25 protein-coding genes and 1 tRNA gene are annotated in these 25,041 nt (G+C 33.9%); 16 read left to right on the top strand and 10 right to left on the bottom strand.

Annotated features, from left to right (window positions below; translation table 11 throughout):
- Window positions 1-26 precede the first annotated feature (26 nt).
- Together NFRAN_RS09960 and NFRAN_RS09955 are read right to left on the bottom strand one after the other, a co-directional pair.
- Window positions 27-497, bottom strand: a complete 471-nt coding sequence (locus NFRAN_RS09960; protein WP_134484848.1) for a universal stress protein — start codon at window positions 495-497, stop codon at window positions 27-29.
- Window positions 498-1,124: 627 nt separating this feature from the next.
- The gene (locus tag NFRAN_RS09955; RefSeq protein WP_172602273.1) at window positions 1,125-1,802 is read right to left on the bottom strand and encodes a MarC family protein; all 678 of its coding nucleotides are present in this window, start codon (window positions 1,800-1,802) and stop codon (window positions 1,125-1,127) included.
- A gap of 911 nt (window positions 1,803-2,713) precedes the next feature.
- Between NFRAN_RS09955 and NFRAN_RS09950 the strand changes: the two genes are divergently transcribed.
- The gene (locus NFRAN_RS09950) at window positions 2,714-3,055 is read left to right on the top strand and encodes a hypothetical protein (protein ID WP_134484846.1); all 342 of its coding nucleotides are present in this window, start codon (window positions 2,714-2,716) and stop codon (window positions 3,053-3,055) included.
- A gap of 4 nt (window positions 3,056-3,059) precedes the next feature.
- On the top strand, window positions 3,060-3,599 hold the full coding sequence (locus tag NFRAN_RS09945) for a DUF2299 family protein (protein WP_172602272.1): 540 nt from the start codon (window positions 3,060-3,062) through the stop codon (window positions 3,597-3,599).
- Between the two features lie 861 nt (window positions 3,600-4,460).
- On the opposite strand, the gene NFRAN_RS09940 is transcribed toward NFRAN_RS09945, so the two are convergent.
- Window positions 4,461-4,670, bottom strand: coding sequence for a hypothetical protein (locus tag NFRAN_RS09940; RefSeq protein ID WP_134484844.1), 210 nt, complete (start codon window positions 4,668-4,670; stop codon window positions 4,461-4,463).
- Window positions 4,671-5,483: 813 nt separating this feature from the next.
- Between NFRAN_RS09940 and NFRAN_RS09935 the strand changes: the two genes are divergently transcribed.
- The 6 genes from NFRAN_RS09935 (at window position 5,484) to NFRAN_RS09910 (ending at window position 12,944) form a co-directional block, all read left to right on the top strand.
- Window positions 5,484-6,098 carry a DDE-type integrase/transposase/recombinase gene (locus tag NFRAN_RS09935; RefSeq protein ID WP_134484843.1) on the top strand — a complete coding sequence of 205 codons (615 nt, stop codon included), beginning with the start codon at window positions 5,484-5,486 and terminating at the stop codon, window positions 6,096-6,098.
- Window positions 6,099-6,379: 281 nt separating this feature from the next.
- On the top strand, window positions 6,380-7,186 hold the full coding sequence (locus NFRAN_RS09930; RefSeq protein ID WP_134484842.1) for a cupredoxin domain-containing protein: 807 nt from the start codon (window positions 6,380-6,382) through the stop codon (window positions 7,184-7,186).
- A gap of 299 nt (window positions 7,187-7,485) precedes the next feature.
- On the top strand, window positions 7,486-9,234 hold the full coding sequence (locus NFRAN_RS09925; protein WP_172602271.1) for a PQQ-dependent sugar dehydrogenase: 1,749 nt from the start codon (window positions 7,486-7,488) through the stop codon (window positions 9,232-9,234).
- A gap of 463 nt (window positions 9,235-9,697) precedes the next feature.
- Entirely contained in the window at window positions 9,698-10,831 is a 1,134-nt protein-coding gene (locus tag NFRAN_RS09920; RefSeq protein ID WP_134484840.1) for a 6-bladed beta-propeller, read from the top strand.
- A 23-nt stretch (window positions 10,832-10,854) separates the two neighbouring features.
- The gene (locus tag NFRAN_RS09915) at window positions 10,855-11,928 is read left to right on the top strand and encodes a hypothetical protein (RefSeq protein WP_134484839.1); all 1,074 of its coding nucleotides are present in this window, start codon (window positions 10,855-10,857) and stop codon (window positions 11,926-11,928) included.
- Between the two features lie 788 nt (window positions 11,929-12,716).
- Window positions 12,717-12,944: a hypothetical protein gene (locus NFRAN_RS09910; RefSeq protein WP_172602270.1), complete on the top strand. Its 228-nt coding sequence runs from the start codon at window positions 12,717-12,719 to the stop codon at window positions 12,942-12,944.
- 169 nt (window positions 12,945-13,113) lie between these two features.
- Here the strand turns inward: NFRAN_RS09910 and NFRAN_RS09905 are convergent, their stop codons facing one another.
- Window positions 13,114-13,620: a hypothetical protein gene (locus tag NFRAN_RS09905; protein WP_134484837.1), complete on the bottom strand. Its 507-nt coding sequence runs from the start codon at window positions 13,618-13,620 to the stop codon at window positions 13,114-13,116.
- Window positions 13,621-14,008: 388 nt separating this feature from the next.
- Window positions 14,009-14,197 carry a hypothetical protein gene (locus tag NFRAN_RS09900; protein WP_134484836.1) on the bottom strand — a complete coding sequence of 63 codons (189 nt, stop codon included), beginning with the start codon at window positions 14,195-14,197 and terminating at the stop codon, window positions 14,009-14,011.
- Between the two features lie 322 nt (window positions 14,198-14,519).
- On the opposite strand from NFRAN_RS09900, the gene NFRAN_RS09895 reads away from it, so the two are divergent.
- The 6 genes from NFRAN_RS09895 to NFRAN_RS09870 all read left to right on the top strand — a co-directional run bounded on the left by NFRAN_RS09895 (window position 14,520) and on the right by NFRAN_RS09870 (window position 18,740).
- Window positions 14,520-14,843, top strand: coding sequence for a DDE-type integrase/transposase/recombinase (locus NFRAN_RS09895; RefSeq protein ID WP_172602269.1), 324 nt, complete (start codon window positions 14,520-14,522; stop codon window positions 14,841-14,843).
- Between the two features lie 11 nt (window positions 14,844-14,854).
- On the top strand, window positions 14,855-14,995 hold the full coding sequence (locus tag NFRAN_RS09890) for a hypothetical protein (protein WP_172602268.1): 141 nt from the start codon (window positions 14,855-14,857) through the stop codon (window positions 14,993-14,995).
- 564 nt (window positions 14,996-15,559) lie between these two features.
- Complete coding sequence (locus tag NFRAN_RS09885; RefSeq protein WP_172602267.1) at window positions 15,560-16,387, top strand: hypothetical protein; 828 nt, start codon at window positions 15,560-15,562, stop codon at window positions 16,385-16,387.
- 832 nt (window positions 16,388-17,219) lie between these two features.
- A complete protein-coding gene (locus tag NFRAN_RS09880; protein ID WP_134484832.1) occupies window positions 17,220-17,993 on the top strand; it encodes a hypothetical protein in 774 nt (257 codons plus the stop codon).
- Between the two features lie 301 nt (window positions 17,994-18,294).
- Entirely contained in the window at window positions 18,295-18,483 is a 189-nt protein-coding gene (locus NFRAN_RS09875) for a hypothetical protein (RefSeq protein ID WP_134484831.1), read from the top strand.
- Window positions 18,480-18,740, top strand: coding sequence for a hypothetical protein (locus tag NFRAN_RS09870; protein ID WP_134484830.1), 261 nt, complete (start codon window positions 18,480-18,482; stop codon window positions 18,738-18,740). The genes NFRAN_RS09875 and NFRAN_RS09870 overlap by 4 nt, the downstream gene beginning before the upstream one ends.
- A 484-nt stretch (window positions 18,741-19,224) precedes the next feature.
- Here NFRAN_RS09870 and NFRAN_RS09865 read toward each other — a convergent pair whose 3' ends face one another.
- The 5 genes from NFRAN_RS09865 to NFRAN_RS09845 form a co-directional block, all read right to left on the bottom strand.
- The gene (locus NFRAN_RS09865; protein WP_172602266.1) at window positions 19,225-20,025 is read right to left on the bottom strand and encodes a YoaK family protein; all 801 of its coding nucleotides are present in this window, start codon (window positions 20,023-20,025) and stop codon (window positions 19,225-19,227) included.
- A 436-nt stretch (window positions 20,026-20,461) separates the two neighbouring features.
- Window positions 20,462-20,550: transfer RNA gene (locus NFRAN_RS09860), tRNA-Lys, on the bottom strand.
- Between the two features lie 82 nt (window positions 20,551-20,632).
- On the bottom strand, window positions 20,633-21,232 hold the full coding sequence (locus NFRAN_RS09855) for an SRPBCC family protein (RefSeq protein WP_134484828.1): 600 nt from the start codon (window positions 21,230-21,232) through the stop codon (window positions 20,633-20,635).
- Window positions 21,233-21,293: 61 nt separating this feature from the next.
- Window positions 21,294-22,244, bottom strand: a complete 951-nt coding sequence (locus NFRAN_RS09850; protein ID WP_134484827.1) for an iron-containing alcohol dehydrogenase — start codon at window positions 22,242-22,244, stop codon at window positions 21,294-21,296.
- 175 nt (window positions 22,245-22,419) lie between these two features.
- Window positions 22,420-22,992 (bottom strand): MarR family transcriptional regulator, encoded by a 573-nt coding sequence (locus NFRAN_RS09845; RefSeq protein WP_134484826.1) that lies wholly within the window; start codon window positions 22,990-22,992, stop codon window positions 22,420-22,422.
- A 273-nt stretch (window positions 22,993-23,265) separates the two neighbouring features.
- On the opposite strand from NFRAN_RS09845, the gene NFRAN_RS09840 reads away from it, so the two are divergent.
- Complete coding sequence (locus NFRAN_RS09840) at window positions 23,266-23,718, top strand: hypothetical protein (protein ID WP_134484825.1); 453 nt, start codon at window positions 23,266-23,268, stop codon at window positions 23,716-23,718.
- 61 nt (window positions 23,719-23,779) lie between these two features.
- Window positions 23,780-24,919: a hypothetical protein gene (locus NFRAN_RS09835; protein ID WP_134484824.1), complete on the top strand. Its 1,140-nt coding sequence runs from the start codon at window positions 23,780-23,782 to the stop codon at window positions 24,917-24,919.
- Window positions 24,920-25,041 lie beyond the last annotated feature (122 nt).

Below are 25,041 nucleotides of genomic sequence, written 5' to 3'. Positions count from 1 at the left end.
AATTGCCGGTATTTACTATTTTTTGGTCATCTTACCAAAACAACCGGGCATGTCGCGACTTCTGAAATCCATCTAGAAACGCTTCCAATACCTTTTCTATCGTGCCTTTTTCTCAATGAACCACTACTACCTATTACAATCATGCTTACATTTTCTTCCTTAGACACAGTGAGGATCTCATCGGCTGGATGACCTACTCGTATTATAGATTTAGCCATAATACCCTCTTTGACTAGACTATCAATCTGCTTCTTAATCATGATCTCCGCTCCCTCTCTTATTGATTTTTCATAATTGTGCCTCAGTTTGTCAAAGTTATCCATATTTGAAATAAACTTTGCAATTTCTTTAGGATAGAAACTTGTGTCATCAATAACATATAGTACAATTATGTTAGAATTCTGATTTACAGCAATCTCTTTAGCTTTATCTAAAGCTTTAACAGATAACTCAGTCGCATCAAAAGGGATTAAAATATTAGTTTTACTGTCATTCATCTACTCTTACCATTAATCTTTGTGGTTACAGACATCCATTTTAACCATTTCATATAAGCCACTTTATACGTCTTATGAGTGGAGGGAATAGTCCCTTTTCGAATCCCAAATAATTTATATTTTTGAAACTATGATCAAACGTCTTTGCGTTTCTGGTATTGTAATCGGTTTTGTAAATGATGAGATACTGAAAAAGTTGTTCTCAAAAGTTATATTTCCCTACTATCTTGCAAACCTATACAACTAATTGAGTAGTTTTAATAATACTTCATTTTAGTTCTCTGGTTTGCTTTTCAGAGGAGATCCCTTCAGCGTTTCATAATCGTTAATAACTTAACATGTACATATAAAGTATGAGTAAATTAGATAGTCTTCAAATACCTCTATGTAAGAATTGCATTCATACCAAGATTGAACACCGAAATGAACCTAATGGGCCTAAATTTTATGATCATCGATGTTTAGTTTGCAAATGCCGGCAATTTACGTGATATACTCTTACAAAGTACGAAACTTCAGTAGTCTTAATCTAAGGAATAATTTTTAAAAGGTTATTAAACCCATTACTTATTGTTAATGAAACTTTTACCATATCATCTTTGAGACAATAACAATTATTTATGGAATTTAAATTGTTTTTAAACCGTCTACTATATATTGTACGGCAATGGCCGCAATCAGAACCGCAAATATCCTACTAACAATTAGCGATCCCCTTCTACCAAGTATTCTATAGATGGTCCTAGTTGAATAGAACACCATATAGGTAATTACTATCACAATCGCAATTGATAACATTGTGACGATCAATCCCGCAGTTTGGTATGAAAGAATTACAGCAGTGATAGCACCAGGGCCTGCCAATAAAGGAAATGCTAATGGAACTACACCCGAGTCATCAGAAACAGTGCCTCCAAATCTCCAAGCACCATGTGTTAATAATTCTATTGAAACTACAAAAAGCAATATTCCACCTGCAGTCATAAAGCTAGAAATGGTAATTCCAAAGATTGAAAGAATTTGCGTTCCTAAAGCTGCAAAGATCATTAATAAAGTACCTGCAGTAATAACAGTTGTTTTTAGTACCATATTATGTTCTTTTTTTTGCATTTTTTGAGTAATGCTTGCAAATAATGGGATAGTACCGATTGGGTTGATTACAACAAAAAGAGCAATAATTGATCTTAAAAGATCATCTCCGAAAATATTCAAAAAGGAAAATAAATCAAGTAAACTAACAGAAACTATATCCGGAATCAATACCTTTAGTAGAAATCTCCTTGTTATTAAAATTCCTCTAACCAATAGAATACAGGTGCATTGATCCGTAGAATAGCGGAATTTGGGTAATTTGGTATAGTCAAAAAAAATTGAAATAGCAATATAGAGGATTAACCCAAAATGGAGCATGGTCTGAAATGAAATTATAATGATGGTATCTATGGCATATATTATTATACATCACATACTTTCGCGAAAATTTAATTATTGGGTTAAGGTTTCAACAGATAAAACAAGCAGCATATTACAAATTACTCCGAGCATTAAGCTTGCTTAACCCATTTATTTACCCTTCCATTAGTTTTATGTTTTACTGCAGATTTAGAAGAAAAGTACGATAGAGTAATGAAAGTAAAATTTAGTTTAACTAGTATAGTCATAAGGGTTCCTGTTTTGAGATCGTAGAAAACTGCATTATTACACGATACTCAGTAATACTCATTATCTAATATTCAGAGAGATGCTGGTGCAATCAACAATTTAGAAGAGCAACCTGTACCAATGAAAATTCGGTAAAGATAAGGAGTTGCTTCACAGGATACGAAGTCAAATGTTCTTCAAGTATTAATTTAAATATAATTCCTTAATTTAGAAATCGTTGTCCAGTCGATGACATGATATCTATTTTATTATCCTGATTAAATATTGCACATTATCATTTAAAAACTAGTTGAAACCCCTATATTTCAGCTCACAGTAACGATTACAGCATTCTATCAGCGATATGCATCATGACATACTTAATAGACACAAAATGTATATATATTGTATGACAAACTTAGAATATCCTAATCACATAATGATGTCTTTACATTCTCTCTATAAGGCTATTGCAGCCAAGAAAAATGAAAAATAAACTAGTGAGTGTTTTAATAAGTAATAAAATATCTGATGACTTGTTTCAAAAATCCAAAAAGGAAGTTGAAATCTAAATAATGCAAATAACCACTAATGACGAATTAAAAAAGTATTATTTAAACAGAAATGATATTTTACTATCTACAAAGTCAGGTTTTGAAATAGAACTCTTTGAAAACAAAACTAATGAAACTGCTTTGGATATATTTCCTAATTCTTTATTTAACAAGAAAGTTAGTTTATCAGATAATAGCTTCGTAGGGTTTATGATGGAAATGACTGATTCAAAAATAATAGTTTTTGGAGACTACGAACAAAGATACGATATTCCTAAGATAAAAACAGCAGAAGTTAATAATAATATAGTTTTAGCCATGGAATGGAACGAGTTTGCTTCATACAGAGTAGATTGTGACTAAATTATTGGAATTAAATAAAATCAAGCATCAAGAAAGTCAAGTTGAAAATTTATCCTACTATTCTATGATAAATAAAATAAAGAAATGGCTTGATGAAGCGCCTGATTTGTCTTACAGGGAAGAAGATAAACTTCATCCAGGCCTCTATTACAAATTATGGATTTTCTTTAATGATGGCAAAACGATCTCTATAACTTTAGATTACATTAAAAATTATGCAATTCAAAACTGCGTGGTCGTAGGTTGGCATTGGAGGCTTGACGATATAGACAAAGAAGCATTAAGTAGCATAAAAAGCACAAAAATAAAGCAACAGTTTATTGAATCCTTAAATGATATTTATGAGGATAAGAACTTTAAGATCACAGCAGAATTTAACGGAAAATATTTTAACAATATCTCTATTGGTAAGGATTTACAGTTAGAGAATTTGACTGAAAGTCTTTTTTTTGAATGTCTCATAGACCTCTCCCTTGCATGGGAATATGTAATGAATAATTTTGATTTTCGAAACATTCAAAGAAAGAAATTAATTTTCAGGTGAAACCTCTCTCCGGATTGCTAATTTAGTCTTACTCTTTTGAGCAAAATATACAATCACTAGCGAAGAATACTTCTATAACTATGCTATGATGTCATATTACAATGCCAAATAGTTGTAACAAAGATAATGAACTAATCTTATGGCATATTATGTAACCATATAGATATTAAAAAGAGAATTTTTGAAACTTACCATCCAACAAATTAGAGTTGGATAAATTAACCTTTAGCGATTGAATAGCGTTAAAGTTAAATCTCATACGGACGCTGTGGGATTAAGTTCCGTATGGTATAAGGGTTCGGATAATTTGTACATTTTACGAATTGTCTTTTAACATATCAAATCATACTAGATATTTCAACTACTGAAAATAATTTAATTCATAAACTACCAAACTATGATTCAATATTTAATATTTAATCAAAAAAGGTAAAAAATTTAATGTAATATTGTCAATTCTCCTTTCAAGTCGTGGTTATTTCTGAATAGAAGGAGTAGTTACATGGAGATATATTTGAAGAAAGGTACTCTGAAAAACTTCCGGGCGCAATTTCAACTGAAAATATTTTACTACCCAAAATAAAGACTTAACGAAGTTTAGCGAGTTTATTCCTTTAGGGATGACTGACAACTGTCATACCCATCTACTGAACAGAGGATCCTATGACACTGCGTGGCGGACACTAAAAGGGTAACATCCACCTGGGCTTGTATAAATTATTATGATGGATCTACGGCAGGTAGTTTCCATTATGTTTTCGCCACTAAAAAGGACTCGAAACTATGAAATATTAAACAAATGAATTTTTCATCTTAAGAAGGAAATATAATATTACTAACTATTAATATATTATAAAATTGCTATCTTAGATCGTCGCCCGCACCGTTATCCAAATGAGCATGAATCCTAATATGTTCATCACAATATCTTTTCATGCATTCGGGACATTGATATTCAGCAGGCGTATAACATCTTTGAATAACACATCTTCTGTTATTCTCAAATTCCTTTGATGGTTCATTTTGGTGAAAACCACTATCGCTATGCATATAGGTATTATAACATTTCAAACTCGACTATTTCATCATATAATAAATTATTCTTGTATGAGGGGTGATGTAAATTATTTTTGAATATTTTACATAAAAAGTACTCAATATGAGTATAATTTTATTGCGCAAAAAAAATATACAAATATAGTAAATCTTCAATTATAGCATTTGGTTTCTCGAATTATGATGTCATCATCTCAATCATAGATGTATTTATGCAAAATTACAAAGATAATCGATTTTTCAGATAAAAAGGTCTACATTGAAAAAAAACAATTCTAATCAATTAAATAAATTTGCAAGTATTCTCACATGAACGAACTTTGTTTAATTGTAGATAGAGGAATTCGCTGCAGGGTTGACCATGCTATTAATCCTTTGATTATCACATGTGTCTGATCTCAGTCGTCGGATCATAGAAAAGGATTCTATCGCTTTATTTGAACTGGTTTTGTTTTGACAGATATTCAATAGAAACAAAACGGGACAAAAGAATTGAAGATAATGGTATAGAATGATATACCATATTTTTCAACTAGAATTATGTATACTATTTATTTTTAGAAATTATTTTATCCACACTTTCCTACTATAAAGTACAATCACAATGTCATTGTCCAAAAACAGACTAAACATAGTGCTATTTTCTCTGATCATGGTTTCATGTATTTGTTCAGTCTTTACTTTTACCGGATTGAATCTCATTTCAAACCCCAAATGAGTGATGGATGTTTAGTATTATGCATATAATCTTATTATGAATTACATGTCTTACTTTGGCTCTGTTAACTTAACGAAAAATCTATAGCTTGAAGATGCCCTATTTCAATTATGGTTATCAAAAGAAACAGAACATCTTCGTTAGATATCGAACGTGCATTGTATTTGTATTTTCTTGGTTTGTCAACTAGAAGCGTTTCTAAAGCATTGTTATTCTTACATAAAGTTAAGAGAAGCCATGTTGCAATTTGGAAGTGGATTCAAAAATGTCATTATAGAAAAGCGTCTTCAAAGAAAAGAAGGACAATTGAGGAATTCAGTGTTGATGAAACATTACTTAAGGTAGGTCCAGAATACACATGGTTATGGGTTGCAATTGAGCCAGAAAGTCATCAAATTCTCGCACAAACTATAACTCAAGAAAGAAACATGTTTGTTGCTGAGAGGTTTCTCTCAGGAGTTGTCAGAGACTACGGAAAACACCCTGTATCTACAGACGGAGGAACATGGTATCCAATGGCTTGTCAGTTTCTCAAGATTGATCACCATGTTCATTCTCCTTTAGAGAAAAGCTTGATAGAAAGGACGATACAATATATCAAGGATAGAACCGAAGGTTTTGATGATTATTTTCCCTGTAGAATAAAGAACTGTAAGTTGAAGCATGTGCGGAACTGGTTGAATCTGTTTGTTAATTATCATAACGAGGAGATTATTTATGCTTAAGTTAACAGAGCCCTTTCCTTTTTTGTAGCCCTGCTATCAGTAGACATAAAATTGTTTAAATACAGTCTAATCTAACAACTATACACATATCTGTAATTGATATTAAGAGCATATGTCAATATCTTTCAAGAAATTGTTATAGGCTTTCTAATCTTTGTTCATTTTTGATACAAAAAAATATTTAAAAGTCATGAAACTGCTAATGCTTCACTGAATTTTGTGTATATCTTAGTAAATTTTGTATTGTATTGGTTATTATAACCACAAAATCAAAGTGAGGTATGATTTCTACAAGAAACTCGATAGTTATTATGGGATTATTTCTTATCTCTGCACTACTTTTTGTACAATCTATAGGTTGGAATTCCATCACATTTGCCCAATCAGATACTAGTAATAATAACACGATTGTCAGTAATAATAATAATGGTCAGCCAAACATTGTCACTGAAGATCTATTCAACACAAAAACAATGACGTTGGGTAGTAATGTAAAACATCTTGTCATACTTATTCCAAATGAAGGGCATCATGATGAAGGCGAAGACAATGAAGCAAGATTTCTGGATCAGCATTTTGTCCCTGAAAACGCCGTTATAAACACAGGAACTACTGTGTCATGGTTTAATGGCGATGTAGGTCATGAACGCACCATCAATGTTCTAAACTCAGATGGAACTTTACTATTTAACACTGGAGAAATACAAGACAGTCAAATGTCCACTTCACATACATTTACCAATCCTGGAACTTATGAGTATGAAGCAGAAGGTGATCCAGGCGTAACTATGGAAGGAACAATTACGGTTGTTGAAAATAATAATTCCTCAATCATCAACTCTAGTCCGAGTAATTTCGATACTGTAGGTGTATTCATGGTTCCTACTCAAGGTATAGATAGTTACCTTTCAGAGATTACAAACGCAGGAATTACAGTGGAAAGTACACATGATTTTGAAGATTTGAGGGGTGGACAAAAAGGCACAGGAGACGTGCAAACGTTAATCATATGGTCTACATCAGGTAAGGATTTAACCGAAACAATCTCATCATTAAGTGAGATTTCTTTAGACTTGCCATATAGTTAAGACCCTACAATTTTTTTCCTTGACATTAATTATTGACAGGCTCTTACCTATAGGCACTACTGCTATTTCTCGTTTGGCAGGAATTTATCTGACCGTAATATTTTATATCCATTCTACGTTAACAATAGATGCATCATTTAGGCTTTGATGTTTACCTCCAGGATAGTCTGAGAAAGGCATCCCGGATGTAATTTTCAATTATTCTATCATCAGAAGAAGTTTGAAGTATTGTTATTATGCCAATTCTACTGGTAGATTGATAAGTAATCTATAACATAACAATGTACAAAGAATGAACATTGAGAAAGAGAATAAAATTTAGATTATTTGGTTTGTCTCTATTTTGTATATTTTTAGTACTATACTCGAACCATTCTACAGTTAACCTATCATACGGAGCTTACATTAAAGCGCCCTTATCACCCGCCGGTCCAACGGTAAAGGACGATAATCTGGTAGTTGAAAAAGTGGTTGAAGGATTATTAGATTTTCCTACAAGCATGGCATTTTTGGGTCCTGATGATATTCTGGTAACTGAAAAAAACACAGGCGAAGTTATGCGGGTAATAAATGGTCAGCTGCAGGAAGAGCCAGTTCTTGACGTATCAGTAGCTAACAGTATTGAACGCGGTTTACTAGGTATTGCCATAGCAAAGCAACAACCGGATGGAACTAGATACGTATTTCTCTCTTATACAGAATCTGGAAATGATGAAGACGGAAGCGATGTAGAAGATAACGTAGATCCGGAAGGAAACAGACTCTACCGCTATGAATTTGTTGATGGGCAATTGATTAACCCCTTTCTACTTTTAGATTTAACTGCAACTCCACCAAACGATAGAGGCGAGCATAATGGAGGCAAGATTCGTATTGGTCCAGATAACAATGTTTACTTTATAGTAGGAGAAGTGGGAGGACACACAACTCAAGCACAAAATATTGAAGATGGTCCAGAGCCAAATGGTTTAGGTGGAGTATTACGGATAACTCAAGACGGTCAAATTGTACCTGGAGATGCCATCTTTGGTGATGAATCACCCCTTGACTTGTACTATGCAATGGGCATTCGAAACAGTTTTGGCATGGATTTTGATCCGGTCACAGGAAACTTGTGGGATACAGAGAATGGACCTACAGCCGGCGACGAAATCAATTTGGTATATCCAGGTTTTAACAGTGGCTGGAAGTTAATTCAAGGGTTATCCAAAAATGATCTATTAAATGACGGTGCAACTCCTGAGGACCTCGTATATTTTGGAAAGGGATCATATTCAGAACCCAAATTATCATGGATAACTCCAATCGGAATTACAGCTTTAAAATTCTTAAATTCAGATAAACTGGGAGAGCAGTATCAAAATGATATGTTTGTAGGCGATATAAATAACGGTCTTTTGTACAGGTTCGTTTTAAATGAGGCACGTGATGACTTAACTTTTGATAATGGTGAATTAGAGGGAAATACGACACTACTTGAAGATAGAGAGGTCAATGATCCCAAAGAGAATCAGCCATTTGTTTTTGGTCAAGGTTTCGGAGGTATAACCGATATAGAAGTAGGTCCAGATGGATATTTGTATGTGTTAAGCTATACCGGATCTCTATTTAGAATTGTACCTTCTTCTTTTTCCTCTTCTTTAACAAGTACACCAATGGCTATCTCAGATACATTAGCTACTACGAATGAGGAGGAGGAACAAGAACAAGATACACAGCAGTCATCAGAAAGCGATAATGATCAAGTTACTGGTGGTAATTCTGGCAACTCAGTTCCAGCAGTAATCTTGGGTTTATACGGAGATAGATCTTATTCTCCAAACCCCATTACAATCGAAGAAGGACAAACAATAACCTGGTATAATGGTGATACAATTTCACATTCAGTGACCTCAGGACAAGGTGATGATGGAGATGCAGGTCAAGAGTTTGACTCTAAAGCTATAATACCGAACCAATATTACAGCATTACATTTGAAGATTCAGGCGAGTACCCCTATTATTGTTTCTACCACCCTTCCATGGTGGGAGAGGTGATAGTAGAGTAATACCCACTTATCTTTGTCCTTAGTCTATCACAATAGAAGTAACAAGATTTAATACGATATGTCTTTGATAGACAAATTTATGAGAAATTAAAATAACTAGATTTATTTTTGAAAATTGGATTATTTTGGATTTAAAATTAAATCATAGTTGTACATTAAAACTTTACTTTTTTTCGATTTATAAAATATAAATAGAGATGAATAATCCCGTTCCTGAAGCATGAAGTTCTAAAAGAAGTTCTGAAGACGCTCAGCCAAGTGGAATAATAGAATAATACATTCTTATTTTAAATTCTTTCATATCTTTTTAATAGACAAAGTAATTAGTTAATTTAATGACAGAAAAATCGAGTTCTATATTATCTGAAAGCAAAGTGTTTAATGCGAAAAGCAGTACATTATCAATGAATTCAGTTTATTATTATTACAACTATTGTCGACTTAGCCACAGGGGATTTATTTTATGATAAGGAATCCATTTCTAATATCAATCATATCTACGTTATTATTAGCATCGGCACAAATTATTTCTACTGACGAACCTCTGCCAGCATTAGCTCAAACTACCGGAGCCAATAATCAAACTGGTGGGATTGAATTTACATTTGTTACCACATGGGGTTCTTTAGGCGATGAACCAGGTCAGTTTGATGGACAAAATAGTGTTGCAGCATCTAATAATTCGATTTACGTTGCTGATTACTACAATGAAAGAATGCAGATGTTCACACCAGAAGGAGAATTTGTGAAAATGTGGGGTGGAACATATGGTGAAGCAGATGGCGAATTTAAGAAACCTCACGGAGTGGCAGTAGATTCTGATGGAAACGTGTATGTGTCTGAGCGAAGCGGATTGCGTATCCAGAAATTTGATTCAGAGGGTAATTTTATTACAAAGTGGGGTAGCGAGGGTACCGGTGATGGTCAGTTTACACATTTGCATGACATCGCAGTGGGACCAGGTGGCTCAAGTGATCAAGCCTCAACACCAGCATCACCATCATCAATAAATAACAACCAAACTACAAATTCCAATAATAACGAATTTGTCTATACTACAGATGCAGAAAACTTTAACGTACAGAAATTTACTACGGATGGACAGTTTATTACAAAGTGGGGTTCTGAGGGTACAGGTGATGGTCAGTTTGGAGGACTTGAAAGTTTGGACGTAGATTCAGAAGGTAATGTGTATGTTGCAGACAGCGGAAACGAAAGAGTTCAGAAATTTACAGCTGACGGAGAATTCATATTGTCCTGGGGTACTCCCGGCTCTGAAGCAGGACAGTTTGACGAACCTGGCGGCGTTGCAATTGACAGTAATGACAATGTATACGTCACTGATATCGAGAATCACAGAGTCCAGGTATTTACAGCTGACGGAGAATTTATCACACAAATAGGTTCTTCAGGTGCAGAAGTTACAACTCCTACTGGTTCTGGTGCTAGTGCTAATGGTTCTTGCTGTAGTGAAGGTGATGCTGATGGTCAGTTTAATCAACCTGAAGGCGTAGATGTAGATCCACAAAATAGAGTGATCGTCGCCGACACAGGAAACAATCGTATCCAGATCTTTGAACAAAACCCAGCTATATAACGAAAATAAAAAAGAAGGTACTAATGAAAAATAAACAATATTTGATGATGATAACCTTTATAGTCATCAGTATCGTTTTTATTTTTAGTATCTCGGATATCTATTATTCTCTTCCTTCTCCTTTTATCTACATGAAAGCAAACGCTCATAGTTTTACTCCAAATGACTATGCTTCTTTCATTGCAGCTGTAGATCAGTTTCAAACGGAGTTAAATTTAGTACAATTAAATTCTGATAATAATAACCTTCAACTCCTCCAAGAACATGTAGAAAAGGCTAGCAAGCTCTTTTACCGAAATTTGATATCAGAATTTGAAGAGCAGAATCAAAAGAATGCGGACAACATTACGGCAACACTTGAAACCCTTCAGAAAATATCATTAAATTCCACAGCAAAAGACCAGCAAATAAAAATAAACCAAATAGTTTCAGACATCAATAAGAAGTCAGACGAAATAACAGTTTGGAGTTTGGAACAGAGACAACAACAATCACAGCAGGAAGAAGGAGTGGAAACAAGGTTTTTTAACACGATCACAGAATTCTTTAACAATTTATTTTTTGGTAGCGGTGATTTCGAGCGTGATACCCAATACGATACCGAAATTCAACCTCTAAGGATTGCTGAACTAGTTGACATTGTTTTAATTGATTATGGAGAAGCATTCAATGTTGATTATGACATGACTGATATGACAAATATGATGCAAATGAATGAAAACCATACCTCCATGATAAAGCATAACATGTCTCCCAGTAGTGACAACACATCCTTGATGCAGATGGACAGCGCATCAACTAAAGAAATAGATATGAGAATTCAGGCGAGTAAAAACCATACTATGATAACAGACATGGGTGCCTATCAGAGTGCTGAATTCCTTTCTGCAAAAATCCCTGAGATTTTTAAAAACGAGCTGAAACCCTTGCCCACCACAGGTGAGGATTCAAAGGCTTTCGTATCAAATCTTGAGAGCGGATTGATAAATCTCAACAATCTAGTTAGAGACAAGGCTCCCCCTATGGATTTGATGATGGTAGTACATACAGAAATACATCCAAATTTCTTACAGGCATACAATATAGAACTCCAATAATACATCTCATTGTCCATCAGGTTCATGCAAAAGATAGATTTCTTGTATAATCATGACAGATTGAAAAATTGTTACAAAGTTGGCAAGAATCATCAGACTTCAATTGTTGTTAATCTACATAAAATTGAATACCTTATTACTGCACAAGAAATCTAGGTTATAACTTTGTCTAATTTTGGGATGGCTCAAAAAACCTAATCAAGAAGACATCATAAAATTCTCAAAAATTAAAGATAAACTGGAATGAATTTTAGGTGCTTTTTTAAAAGTATCAACCTATTTTATGTACCCACTTAATTGTTGCTCCAGACAGTCTGCGATTACTTCATAATGTTACTATAAATTTGTTATTTGGGTTCGATCGTATCCAGACCCTTCTTGCCTTTATACTCAACGGTTATTCTGTGAGATTAAGTTCCGTATGGTATAAGGGTTCGGTGGTATGTGGAACAAATTTGACTTCCAGATACCAACCACTTTCAGTTAACCGATAAAATCACACTCCTCGTATCCAGGGTAAGATCTACACAAATTATGTTAGAGAATTGACCCAAAGATCTGAAGTTGTAATATTTGCAATGTTGATGGACAACTTGCATAATAATGGTTAAGAATCTTATCTCGGATTTGAATCCTGAATATTACATAAATTTTGAATTACTCCTAGAATTGAGCAACACATTAATTAAATTCATATGGATTTAATGAAGAAAAAGTCAAATGATAAAAAGATTCCTATTTAAAGAAAATGTAATAATTGTTTATTACCAAGAATAGCTAAATTATTATTGACAAATATGAATTGTCCACATTGTCATGATGAATATGAACTCACCTTTCAACGCATAACAGGCTTTACTAAAGATATTAAATCAGCTTATGAAATTTATTATCAAACCTGTCCTCACTGTGACAAACCTATTGTAGGTTTGTATCAACATCCTGTCCCCGGATATGAATTTGATTTGGAAAAGAGAAAGAAACTGATAAAATTCTATGGAGAGCCGGTATTGTAGATAATATTCTAATCCTAATGAGTCTACTTTACAAAAGCAATGAGTTAGCTGACCACGTAAATTTATAACGTCAGTTTCTTTCAGGAACCCTAACCGTCTCGATGTCTGCAACATCTTTTACATTTTTATCATCTTTAGTATTGACATATGGATACATTACAGATTTATCTCATATCTTCTTGGTAAATAAATGAATATATTTTACAACTAGATTTATTACTGCGTATGAAAGTATTGAAGCAACAAGAGACGACAGCGTAGCAGCCATTATAGCAGAGTACCCTATCTCTAGTAGTTGTATTATGAGAAGAAACCTTGTTATATTATTAACAGTATCAAAAATAGTGCTAGCAAATATCATCTTAATCAAAATTCGTCTTAACTCAGGAAAGTTGATTTTTCCAGTTAATCGCTTTGTATAATTTCGCTTATTATCAATATGAAAAAGGATTGCAAAAATTACCTTGTACGTCAAGAAACCTGTGATTACGGTTATTGCAGAATTAAGTAGAAAATTAGTAGAAAATTCTGCAACGTAATGTGCAACAATAATGCTAGATAGAAAACCTGCCGAACCTGAAATTAGTAAATTTTTATTTAGAGAAATAGTGTTGTAGTACTTTTCATAAGCATTTGTGAATAACCCCTTGATTTTCTTCCGAGTTATTCGTCTCACATTATATAATTAAAGATGTTTAATAAGTTATTTAAACTTGAAAAATCTTTTAATTCATTTTTTGTTGACCTGCAACTCTATCGCATTAAGATTTAGGATCCATGTTAAAATATTCGTGAGTTTTCAAATATCCCCTCTACATCCTTCGGGATCAGGATGATTCTTTTTGTATCTCTAGAAAGTTGATCTAAAGATATATTTCAGTGATGACTTTTTTTGAAAGCTAAAGATTGTAATTTGCTAAACTCGTTATATTTATGTCTTCAAATAAATTCAAGAAATCCGCTATTTTCTAGGATTGTGCTGTAATATTACGGCTTTGATTTATTACAAGGTAACAACTCCTGTATAGTTACCAAGTTCAAACTCAAGCATCCTAATTACTATTTTACATTCTACTTCTGTTATCCCACATCATTCTTTTCTTTCTAAAGAAATAACCCATTAAAACTAATACTATAACTATGCCTATTAACGAAAAAGGAAATGGAACAAAAAATGATATCAACAAGCTTATTCCTATTGATAGTCCGACCCACATTACCATATTCAAAATAAAATCTTTGGTATTACTCATTGTTATTAATGTATAACATATTTTTTAAGCAGGTTATATTCAATCACGATCAGAAAATGGAACAAAAAATGAATTTAAAGGTGTATCGGAGTTATAGTAATATTAAAGATCAAAGGTCAAAAAACAGGCCCTGTTAACTTAATGAAAAATCTATAGCTCGAAGAAGATGCTCTATTTCTGATATGTTTGGTAAAAGATACAGAACATCATACAATATAGATCGTGCATTGTATATGTACTTTCTTGGATTATCGTCTAGAAGCGTTTCTAAAGCATTATTCTTTTTACACAAGATAAAGAGAATCCATGTTGTAATTTGGAAGTGGATTCAAAAGCGTCATTCCAAAAAAAAACATCCTCACCAAAGAGAAAGAAACTAGAGGAATTTATTGTTGATGAAATATTATTTAAGATTGGTCCAAAATTAATATGGCTTTGGATTGCAATTGAGCCAGAAAACCGTCGAATTCTCGCACAAATTATAACTCAAGAAAGAGACATGTTTGTTGCTGAGAGATTTATGCCAAGAGTTGTCAGGGATTACGGTAAACACCCTTATCCACAGATGGTGGAACATTGTATCCCATGGCTTGTCAGTTTCTCAAACTCGATCACCATATTCATTCCTCTTACGAGAAAAGTGTAATCGAAAGAACGATGCAATATATCAAGGATAGAACCGAAAGTTTCGATGACTATTTTCCTTGCAGAGTAAAGAATTGTAAGTTGAAGCATGTACACAATTGGTTGCGGTTATTTATTGACTATTATAACAGAGAAATAAAACATGTTAACTGAACAGAGCCGTATTAACAGATCTCAAGTATAAATAAAATTCATGAATTAATTGAGCATTATTACGGTTATCCAATAATTGAATATTCTTTATAGAGGTCTCTAACTTTACTGGCATTAACAAAGCCTCCTGCTATCACGAATATCGGTAATATTCATTATTTTATGACGAATATAATATAGAATAACTAGTATATAGACCCGTATACTATGCGGGTTCGGTGGTATGTGAAACAAATTTGTCTCATTTTTGTCACTCAATTTTATCATAACAATGATATTCACAGGTGGAAATCTTGAGGATATCCAAACGAGTCCAAAACAAGTTAGAAATTTTTTTTGAAATTAAAGGTGAATTAATTTCAATGGTTGTCAAAATTAATAGATGTGAATGTCATAATTATTAATCTATGGATGAACCTGTAAATATTAAACCATCTTACATGAATAATATTTTCAATATGATTAGCTGACTAGCAATCAAAATTCTATGTCAAAATAAACAAATGTTCTCCAAATTAGGTTAAAGTAAAAAATTTTATATTGCCATCATAATCCATTTCATAATTGCCTAATCATTGTAATTTATCCCCAATTATACTAAGTATTTTTGTTGTTATTTTGCTTGTGATTAATTCTACTTTATCAGGAATACCTTCTACTATCTTTTTTCAAAATGGCGTAAACGAGGTTACCCCGAATAATTTAATGACATCGTATGTTTTTGCATCCCCGGATGAGGAAGCTGATGACACCAGCAACAACAACGAAGATGCTGGTGAAGATAGTCAAGGAGTACCTAAAGAGGAAGCTGATGACACCAGCAACAACAACGAAGATGCTGGTGAAGATAGTCAAGGAGTACCTAAAGAGGAAGCTGATGACACCAGCAACAACAACGAAGATGCTGGTGAAGATAGTCAAGGAGTACCTGAAGTAGCAGAGAACATAACCACTGTCAACCCTTCTTTAACCGCTTTGTCTGAGCCACCACAAAATGAACAATGTCCAGCTGGATCACCAGAAGGATGCTATGTGAAACCATCTCCTCTAAATGCTAGAGTATCATGTCAACCAGGCGAAATGGAACTAAAGAACGTTCCAGGCGGTCCTGAGGGTATCATGTGTGCACCTATCCAATCCACACAAAATCAAGAGAATTCAAATAATCCTATTGGAGAAAAGGAAATGCTATCACAAAATAACATACCGACTCTTGATGAATCCAATTCCGAAACCACAGTAACAAAATCTTCTCCAGCATCCTGTGATTCTCAAGGAACTTTATTTGATCCTATTACAAACATGTGTAAAAATCCGCAAAGTATTCAGGATTGTGCGAAGATTATGCAAAGATATGATCCAAACCAAGGAAAATGTATTAGACTTTTTTAGGCTAAACAGATATGATGACCAGTAAAGAGGAAATGTATTTCATAAATCCATGTTTATTATTTCGTATCTATGATAGTTCGGTGGGATATTGTATTACTACGTGAAATAATTAACGCCATCAGTAATGTACGTGGAAAAAGGGATTAATTGTCTTATATCGTTACTAGTATTAGTAGCAGGTACGGTGGGAAACGTACTGAATTCGGTTTTTAATTAGACACCATTTCTATCATATACACTAATATATTTTTCACTATTCTTGGAATAAGAACCATATCATCACATTTTGTCAAAAGTTAAATTATAGTAAGCATATATTTAAAAAAGCAATCATATCAGATTAAGCGCAACAAATATAGATTTTCCGTAATAGAATTAGCAATAATATCACCTTTTTGACAAACATTTAGAAACAGAGATCCAAAGATACAACCAATAATCATATTTAAGTCAGGTCGAAGGTTTTAACTTCTAGAAATTCCCCATTCAATATCAAATGAATGTACGTGGGATTAATGAGTTTCTACGCTCAAATTTCTGAGTCATCGAATTTGACAGACACCAAATGATCATCTAAGGAATGCAACGGCTTTGGAAACTCAAATTTTTCACATCCGTTTTTGATATTCGCCTTTTAATTGCCAGTGCAATATCAAGGCGCGGTAATCCTTAATATTATTTTGAGTAGATGATAAATGACATTAAATAAAAAGATCGCAATAAAATTAATCATACGATGTATTCTCATAAAAAGTTATAAGATATTCATATTCTAAAAAGGATAGATACAAAATATACAATTCAATATATCTGGTAAAAAATAAACTATATCATGAAATCGTTTAGAATAGCGTTATTGCTACTGTTGCCTTTAGTATTTTCTACCGGTACTTTTAATTTAAATGAAAAATTTAATAATTTTTTTACCTATGCTCAAGATGGTGGATTATCTCAAAAGGGAAGCAATATCAATAATGAAGCAGAAGTATATTCCTTAACTCAATCATCTTCCAGTCAAAACGGTTTTGTAACTTCTGGGGATGTATCTGCAGGATCTGGAAACGAAGTTTCTTGTAGTAATAATGGAGAACACAAAATGACCACTAAACACTCATTAAAAGATATAAAAGAAATTTGCTTTGGCAGTGAGAATCAGCCCAGTCGACCTTCACCGGGTGGAGAAGATGATCTGGCAACGTTATCAATAGCTAAAATCATAGGATGTGAGAGTCGCGGAGGTAGCCCTAGTGATATTGCTGTATGTAGTTACGTTCTAAATAATGTAGATCCTTCTCTATTTTCTTTTTTAATTAGCGGCAACAATCCTAATCCATCTAATTTTCCGGCTTCAGAAGCGGGGACGGATGTATCATTAGATGCAGGAGATTACAGAATTGTAGAGAATGTAGACGATGAAGTAATTCAATCGGTAAAAGATGATTTAAACGCAGATGAGTTAGGAGTCATTCCAGAGTTTACTGGAGACTGCACGCAAGAAGTCATATCTTTCAACACAGCAACAGGGTCAGTTAATGCAGGAGATTCTGTCGAATGTAATGTAACAAATCAATTTATAGTTCAAGGGGGAACAGTTCCAATCTCTTGAAGTGATTTTCTGACCTCGTATTAGCCTTCTAGTGTAGACAAAAAAAATCAAAATTTTCTTGACAAGATCGAGATTAATTTAAGAGATATAAGGATCAAGATCCAGTTTTTAGATTATTTACTTATTTGGACTAGATAATCAAATACCAAGTTATATCAGATTTGCATACAACTTTAATATGACAAACATTATCGAATCCGCGTGAGAAACAACTTCAATTATAATTTAAGATAATAGTGATTGTTACGATATTTACAACTTTGGTTATGGGTGGATTCTCAAATCAGAATATAGGCAAGATATGTTTTCTTTTACCTCCCATTCTTATGGCCATTTTTCCCAAGATAGTGCACAACAAGTAAATCAGTTGTCAGATAATACCTCTAGCGAAAACATGCAATTGTTTTCATCGGCTATTTTGAATACATCTTCTACAAATACTACAATAGATAAAGAGTCCGCCAAACCCATATATGAGGAAAAGGGTTGATAACAGAACCTTATAGTTATGAAACAAATGGTCCCTTAGTAAACGTCGGAAATATCACTAATAAAGGCATCATGATGACATTGCCATTATCAAATAATTTGGTCAAGGGACAGGGACAAGGAATTCTCTCTACTTTAGATGGAAACGAATCTGCTACATATACGTTCCAGTTTATAGGAAGTCTCAAAGATAAGACCCATCCTCCACATGGTAATTGGTTTTTTACACTAATTCTACAGGCAAATTGGCATTTCTAAATAATATGATAGGAATCACCGAAGGAGTGATCTTAGACAACAACGAATTTGCAACAAAGGTTTGGGAATGGGAATAGTATACTAAGGTCAATTAATCTAACTCTATCACCACTTTGTATAATGTTTACAATTTGAGAACCTGTCTAACTTTATTTTTTGAAGTTTGCAGGTAAGAGATTAGATCTTATCTATGACGAAACATAAAGTAATAATCTTTTCAGAAGAACAGATTCTTAATAATAGAGCATTTTATTTTAGTCAAGAATTACAACTCTTATCGAATGCTTTGATAAAGCTAATCATTCCTACTTGTGTTTCGAAAATATCTTTCTTTTTTGTTTCTTGCGGTGTTCTTTTTTTTTAAAATAGTATTATAATGCTTGCTCACATCTAACCTAAATTTACAAGTAGTATAAGCAAAAAATATGAAATGATGCCACTATGCTATGCGCCTTAAAATATTCTTACTAATCATATCGATAGATTAATTTTCAAATTTTTGGTAACTCTTTTGGTTGAGCCTTGCATAAGAGAATATAAAAAGCATCAGCGCTAGTGGTAAAGTTGTAGCAATATAAAGAGGTAAATTGATGAGAAATAGTGTCATGATGGCTGCACCAATAAAATACCCTACCCATACTGTCAAAAGATAAATAGTTGTTCTTTTATGTGCATCCGTTTTTGATTTATTAGATCCCTTTAGACTAGATGAGTTGTCCATATCTTTCCTTATAATAGATGGATAGCGTTCTTCTCTGTTAATTATTCGATATATAGCGTTGGATAGAGTGCCGGTAATCATAGTCGTGATGACTCCAATTCGATTCACGTGTCTTGCACAAATAAATTGAATCCCCATTCCGAAGGAGGCCGTAGTAACCATTATAATTGATTCGACGTTCAAGTATGAATCAAATCTATGGAAATAAGATTGAGCAAACAACAACACCAGCACAATTAACTCTATGCCAAGAATATATGTTACCTGAGTATCCCACCCCATCTCATTATTGTTTGCTTTCCTTTTGAAAAGAAATGCTGCCAAAGATGCTCCAGAAAGGTAGCCGACAAAAACAGAAATCCCCAGCATTGTTGTTGTAGATTCTCCTTGTATTATTGACGCAGCTAATACCACGGTATTACCCGATAAAGCAGATATGAAAATGCCACCTAGTCCAAAAAAACCCAGCGAATCTACTGTTCCTGAAACACATGTTAAAACTATAAACAATAGGTCTCTACTGCGATCAGAGATCCTAGAAGATGGTCGTTCTAAATTACCCATCCGATTTACCACTCGATCGACCATCTAAGCCCGTAAGGAGCAAATCAGAGGAAATATATTCAAAGATATTTTCTTTGCGAATACGATTTTATATCTGAAAATTAAACCCAAGATAGTTGAATTAATGCAAATCTGTAGAATCAATGCATCAAATTAGAATTGTCCTCCAAATTTAGTTTTTGCTCGGTATCCTACTTCAAAAGATATGAGCAATTTGATTGTCTAATTAATTGTTCAAACTATTGTATTTGATATTGTTCGATAATAAGGATGTTTTCGGGATGTGAAGGATAAAGGTTAAATCATTCATATATATATTGAACTCGCAGGTCATAGTGTTATTAAAAAGATCATTTTTCTTCCATTCATAAACGGATTCCGTCATTTATTATGCTATTATAGTATAATGGGTGGAATAAAAAGACCAACATAGTAGCGGGTTCGGTGGGATTCGGACCCACGACATTTTAACCTCTTTTGATCTGGTTAAGAGCCAGACGCTCTACCTGGCTGAGCTACGAACCCTACGATCAAAAGAAATCAATAAAACACTATTTAAATCAAACTACGTAGAACTTGAATCACAAAGGTAAGAAAGTTTAGTCTTCTAGACTTGAGCTGCTGTTGCTGTTGCCTTTTCGTTTTGATTGATAATCGCAACTATAGCTTCAGAAACCGAACACTTTCTGAGCTCTTTTTCTTTCAAAACCTTTCGATAGGCTTCGAGGGTAATGTATACAGGAATTGAACCGGTTCCCTCTAACAGTGCTTTAACACGATACAAACCATTTTCCATACCTCTTTCAGCTATTTTCTTTAATTTGACCTTGTCTATCAAGCCTCCTAATGGACCCATAGGCATGTCATAGTCGACTGTAAGAGAAGTTCTGGTCTTTTTTTCTCCCAATTCTTCAAAGTCCACAGTAATTTGCCAGTGTTTGAAAGGCCCCTCAATCATTTTAGCGACTATTTTCTTATGTGGAATATAATCGATAGTTTCACAATCCCATTCTAGTTTTTTACCGTCAAAATCTCCACTTATCCTGAAGATTGTTCCTACTCCAAATCCATTTTTAACTTCCAAGGGAATTACATTTAGACCCATATTTTCTGGAAATTGATCTGCCATGTGTTCTGGCCTTGCAAAATAAGTAAAAACCTCGTTCAATGGTGCGGCAATTTCCATACTTTTCTTAATGGTAGTCATAAGATAACTTGATAAAGAAATAATATGAATTTATAGTTTTTCCTATTTAAAAATAATAAAGTTATGCAAGTGGATTGCTATTTACTATCTCATCCAAGCATTTAATGATGTCTTCCTTCGAAACATCTCGTGGATTATTGTCTAGGTGTCCCCTATCGGGCATGATAACATCGGCTGCCTCATCAAGTGGTAGTTTTAGCTTCAAGGGTTCAAATTTCAATTTTTGACATATTTTCTTGAATCTCTCAGTATACTGAGAATTATTAAATTTGTGGGCTACAGTTGTACACGAAGAAAGTGCGTATCCATGAGGAACCCCCTCATTGGAAAATACATAAGAAAGTGCATGTCCCAAAGTGGTCGATGAATTACCAAAGCCGATGCCCGACAACATGGCACCGTATGGCAACAATTCAGGTTTGTCGTTAATTATAGCATCTTCCAATATGTCAAAGGCTTCTTTGCAGAATAATTTGGTTAAAGGATTTGCAAGTTTACTATCATATCCCTCAGATGCCTGTGCAGCTGCATCACAGGCAGAATTGCGCATTATATTGAAAGGTGTACCAGGTAAGAAATAAGGATCAACTATAGCTGCATCGGCCAAAAATGCCTCATCTTGTAATAGTTTTTTCTTATGATCAAAGCTAATGACAGCATATGTAGTCATTTCAGCCCCAGTTCCAAAAGTAGTTGGAATCAATATCTTAGGAATTCCGGTTAATTTACTTAGATATTTACAGACATCCATTGAGCTTCCTCCTCCCAATCCAATGTAGCAAGAAATATTCTTCCCCTCAAACTCTGCCTTGATAGATTCAATTGTCTCTATAGCCGGGTCTGGAGTCACCTTATCGTAAATAGTATAATTTTTTATGCCCATATACTCTATCCATTTTTCGTAAATCTTGCTTTCAGTAGTTGTTATAATCAATGCGTTGTCAGGGTAGTCAAACTCCTTTGCTGCATTTTCCCCGTATGCAATTTTCTTTGGAATTAAAATCTTCCACACATTAACCCTTGAAATGTTTTTTCAATTTAAATATTTTCTTCCATAATTCAAGCCCTAAAGACTAAATACAAAAGATTTCTTAGAGATCAACCTTATCAACATACAGTACTTTTGTTAACCGTGAATACTAGTTCTTTTGTATTCTATAAACAATGTAGACAATATCAATTTCATATTATAGAATACTTGTATTATTTTCAATGGTTTTGTTATTACTAGCTCTTTTGATATGTGACTCTATTTGCTTTTGTCTATACTTTAACATTCCCAAATCCATTTTTGCGGAATAGATCTCTATTTCTAATTTCTTTAGTTCAACTTTTCTTTCTTCAATGTAATCGACAAGATCAAAAATGGATACATCCAATCGAGCAACATAGTCAGAGACTTTTTTCACTTCTTTGATAAATTTTTCAGGGTTTTGAATATTATTTTTATAGTTATATATACTCAGTGCCAGTAAGAATTCGTCCAGTTTTTCCTCAGATAATTCCAAAATTTTTAACATGTTCCTTAGATGCAATGAGAAGGCAAGATCATTTAGCTCAAGACCTTGATCTTTCATTTTACGTGCAAAGCTTCTTAACAAATCTATGTCTACTACGCCCTGTTTTCTGCACTCGTTAAGGATGTTGGACACTGTCCCCTTCGAAATACCTAAACTAAAAGCTATATCGCTGTGTGAAGTGCCAGACAGCAATCCGTTTAACACTTGTATCCTTATAGCATGAGGAATTTTGTTTCCCATTTTATTTATTCAAATAAATTGTAAGTGAAACTGCTTATATTAAAAATCAGAATAATACCTCAACCTATGGAGAAATGCTGTTTGACCAGGGTTTGACCAGGGTTTGACCAGGGTTTGACCAGGGTTTGACCAGGGTTTGACCAGGGTTTGACCAGGGTTTGACCAGGGTTTGACACCACATATCAGCATAATAACAAGTTGAGTCGAGAAAGTCTGACCCTATCGATTGTCCTTTAATAATTAAATGGTTGTATATCCAAATATAAATAGAGGATGTCTGAAACTGAATTTCATTTTCCCACTCTCATCTATGATAATTACTGCTCCTCATGCTCTAAATTTGCTATGGCAATCTACCATATTTCCAGAAAAAGAATAGAAATCATGGGCCATTATGATACCGAAAGGTCTACAAGGCTAAAAAATTCAGTCTTTAAGAACTATCATAAAGACCCTACCCGTATGTTTTGGTACGTCAAGGAAGACAGAGCATATGCTTCACGTTCAGGACTACTACAGATCTTAAGAGACCTGCCGAAAATGATTCTAGGTATATCTAAATACAGTCAGGCAACCCTAGTTGACCAAAAGTGTTCTAAGGCATGCTACATTGGAAATAACTTTTATTCCCAATATGGCTGTGGTGACGATCCACGTAGCATATCCAAGCGTATCAAATATTTGCTTAAAAATTCTGATTCACTACGCTGGAGTTTGCAAGAATAGCCCTAGATTAGACTTAAAAGAGAGAAAAATTCTAACACTCTATTAATTGTTCGGTGTAGAAATGTCTTCAGATATTCTGTTAATTACAGTCTTTGTGCAGATGGGTATTATTGCTATTTTGATTCTTACAACCTTTTTAAAGTTAAACAAAATTAATCTTGAATCTTCCTCTCCAAGTATTAAAAATACCGAGTATGACAAGAAGTTAGAGAAAAGATTAACGGCAATTCAAATTAGGCTCAGTGATATTCTCACAGAAATATCAACCACAACCAAAGAGCAAAAGGAAGCACTTTCAAAGATGGTTTCATCAGTTGCTGGAGGTGCTGTTGATGCAGGTATAATTAATCCTGGTCATATAGCCCACACAGCTGCTAATACATCTCTCATCAATTCAGCAATTACAGGAAACACGAAAACAGTGCCATATGTAAACAGTTCATCCTATTTTACATTACCCAACTCACATGCTTTTATCTCTCTTGCTACACTTGGTTCTTTTGCGTCAACAACGGCCTCTGTAATTTACAATAACTCCACAGGATTTACCTCTAGTCATTTTGATGAACGTGGAGACAGAAATTCAACCGGATCAGAATCTCTAAATGTAGATTTGGAAAGGGACAATGAGGTTGCGCACGACACTCTAAACGGTAATTCTGACAACCAAGATTCGAAGCTACAATATCAAGGTGATGACAATTTCTCGATTGGTGACAGACACACAGTAACTGATTCACCGTCTAGCATATCCAACACTACCGTATCATCTATTTCTAATGCACATCATGTCGATTCACCTCATATCCCTGAAATTAACACAAGTCACAATTATTACCCACTAGCCCATGATTACCTAAAGCTTCGTCAAGGTTCTGATAAGCACGCTCCTTCAGAACAGAGTAGTGAATTCCAGAGCGTAGATCAAAATATTAAAAGAAATAACAGCGATATCAATAGTTACGGAGGAGAAGAAGGAGGAGGAGGAGAGGATGACCACCTTCTTCGAAACCAAAATTACAGTCAGACAGACAATAAAGGACTTCACTCAGCAACCAGAGAGAATAATAGCAATCCAGAACTTGATAAAATAGACAAAGAAATCTTAAATGCCCTTCAAAGACTAGGTGGTATTGACGAGTTGACTCATAAAGATGACGACAACAATAATAGCAGCAACAGCAATACCAGTGTCACCTAATTACTTAAAAAAGAACAATAAAAGATACAGTTTTAGAACAACGTAAGAGAGGATGCAAACATCAAACACAATCAACAAACTAAAGACAAGACTCCACGGTATCAGATGGGATAGATAGTTAT

The sequence above is a fragment of the Candidatus Nitrosocosmicus franklandus genome (assembly GCF_900696045.1).
In the GTDB taxonomy this organism is placed as follows: domain Archaea; phylum Thermoproteota; class Nitrososphaeria; order Nitrososphaerales; family Nitrososphaeraceae; genus Nitrosocosmicus; species Nitrosocosmicus franklandus_A.
The sequence above is the reverse complement of the archived record's forward strand: the minus strand, read 5'-3'. Positions and strand labels throughout refer to the sequence as shown.

Bases quoted from the DNA above. Each gene is read 5' to 3' on its own strand.
- NFRAN_RS09915 (WP_134484839.1), top strand. From the start codon at position 10,855: ATGAAAAATAAACAATATTTGATGATGATAACCTTTATAGTCATCAGT.
- NFRAN_RS09960 (WP_134484848.1), bottom strand. From the start codon at position 497: ATGAATGACAGTAAAACTAATATTTTAATCCCTTTTGATGCGACTGAG.
- NFRAN_RS09950 (WP_134484846.1), top strand. From the start codon at position 2,714: ATGCAAATAACCACTAATGACGAATTAAAAAAGTATTATTTAAACAGA.
- NFRAN_RS09930 (WP_134484842.1), top strand. From the start codon at position 6,380: ATGATTTCTACAAGAAACTCGATAGTTATTATGGGATTATTTCTTATC.
- NFRAN_RS09845 (WP_134484826.1), bottom strand. From the start codon at position 22,992: ATGGGAAACAAAATTCCTCATGCTATAAGGATACAAGTGTTAAACGGA.
- NFRAN_RS09835 (WP_134484824.1), top strand. From the start codon at position 23,780: ATGTCTTCAGATATTCTGTTAATTACAGTCTTTGTGCAGATGGGTATT.
- NFRAN_RS09865 (WP_172602266.1), bottom strand. From the start codon at position 20,025: ATGGGTAATTTAGAACGACCATCTTCTAGGATCTCTGATCGCAGTAGA.
- NFRAN_RS09900 (WP_134484836.1), bottom strand. From the start codon at position 14,197: ATGAGTAATACCAAAGATTTTATTTTGAATATGGTAATGTGGGTCGGA.
- NFRAN_RS09920 (WP_134484840.1), top strand. From the start codon at position 9,698: ATGATAAGGAATCCATTTCTAATATCAATCATATCTACGTTATTATTA.
- NFRAN_RS09935 (WP_134484843.1), top strand. From the start codon at position 5,484: ATGGTTATCAAAAGAAACAGAACATCTTCGTTAGATATCGAACGTGCA.
- NFRAN_RS09880 (WP_134484832.1), top strand. From the start codon at position 17,220: ATGAAATCGTTTAGAATAGCGTTATTGCTACTGTTGCCTTTAGTATTT.
- NFRAN_RS09855 (WP_134484828.1), bottom strand. From the start codon at position 21,232: ATGACTACCATTAAGAAAAGTATGGAAATTGCCGCACCATTGAACGAG.
- NFRAN_RS09890 (WP_172602268.1), top strand. From the start codon at position 14,855: ATGCAATATATCAAGGATAGAACCGAAAGTTTCGATGACTATTTTCCT.
- NFRAN_RS09840 (WP_134484825.1), top strand. From the start codon at position 23,266: ATGTCTGAAACTGAATTTCATTTTCCCACTCTCATCTATGATAATTAC.
- NFRAN_RS09875 (WP_134484831.1), top strand. From the start codon at position 18,295: ATGTTTTCTTTTACCTCCCATTCTTATGGCCATTTTTCCCAAGATAGT.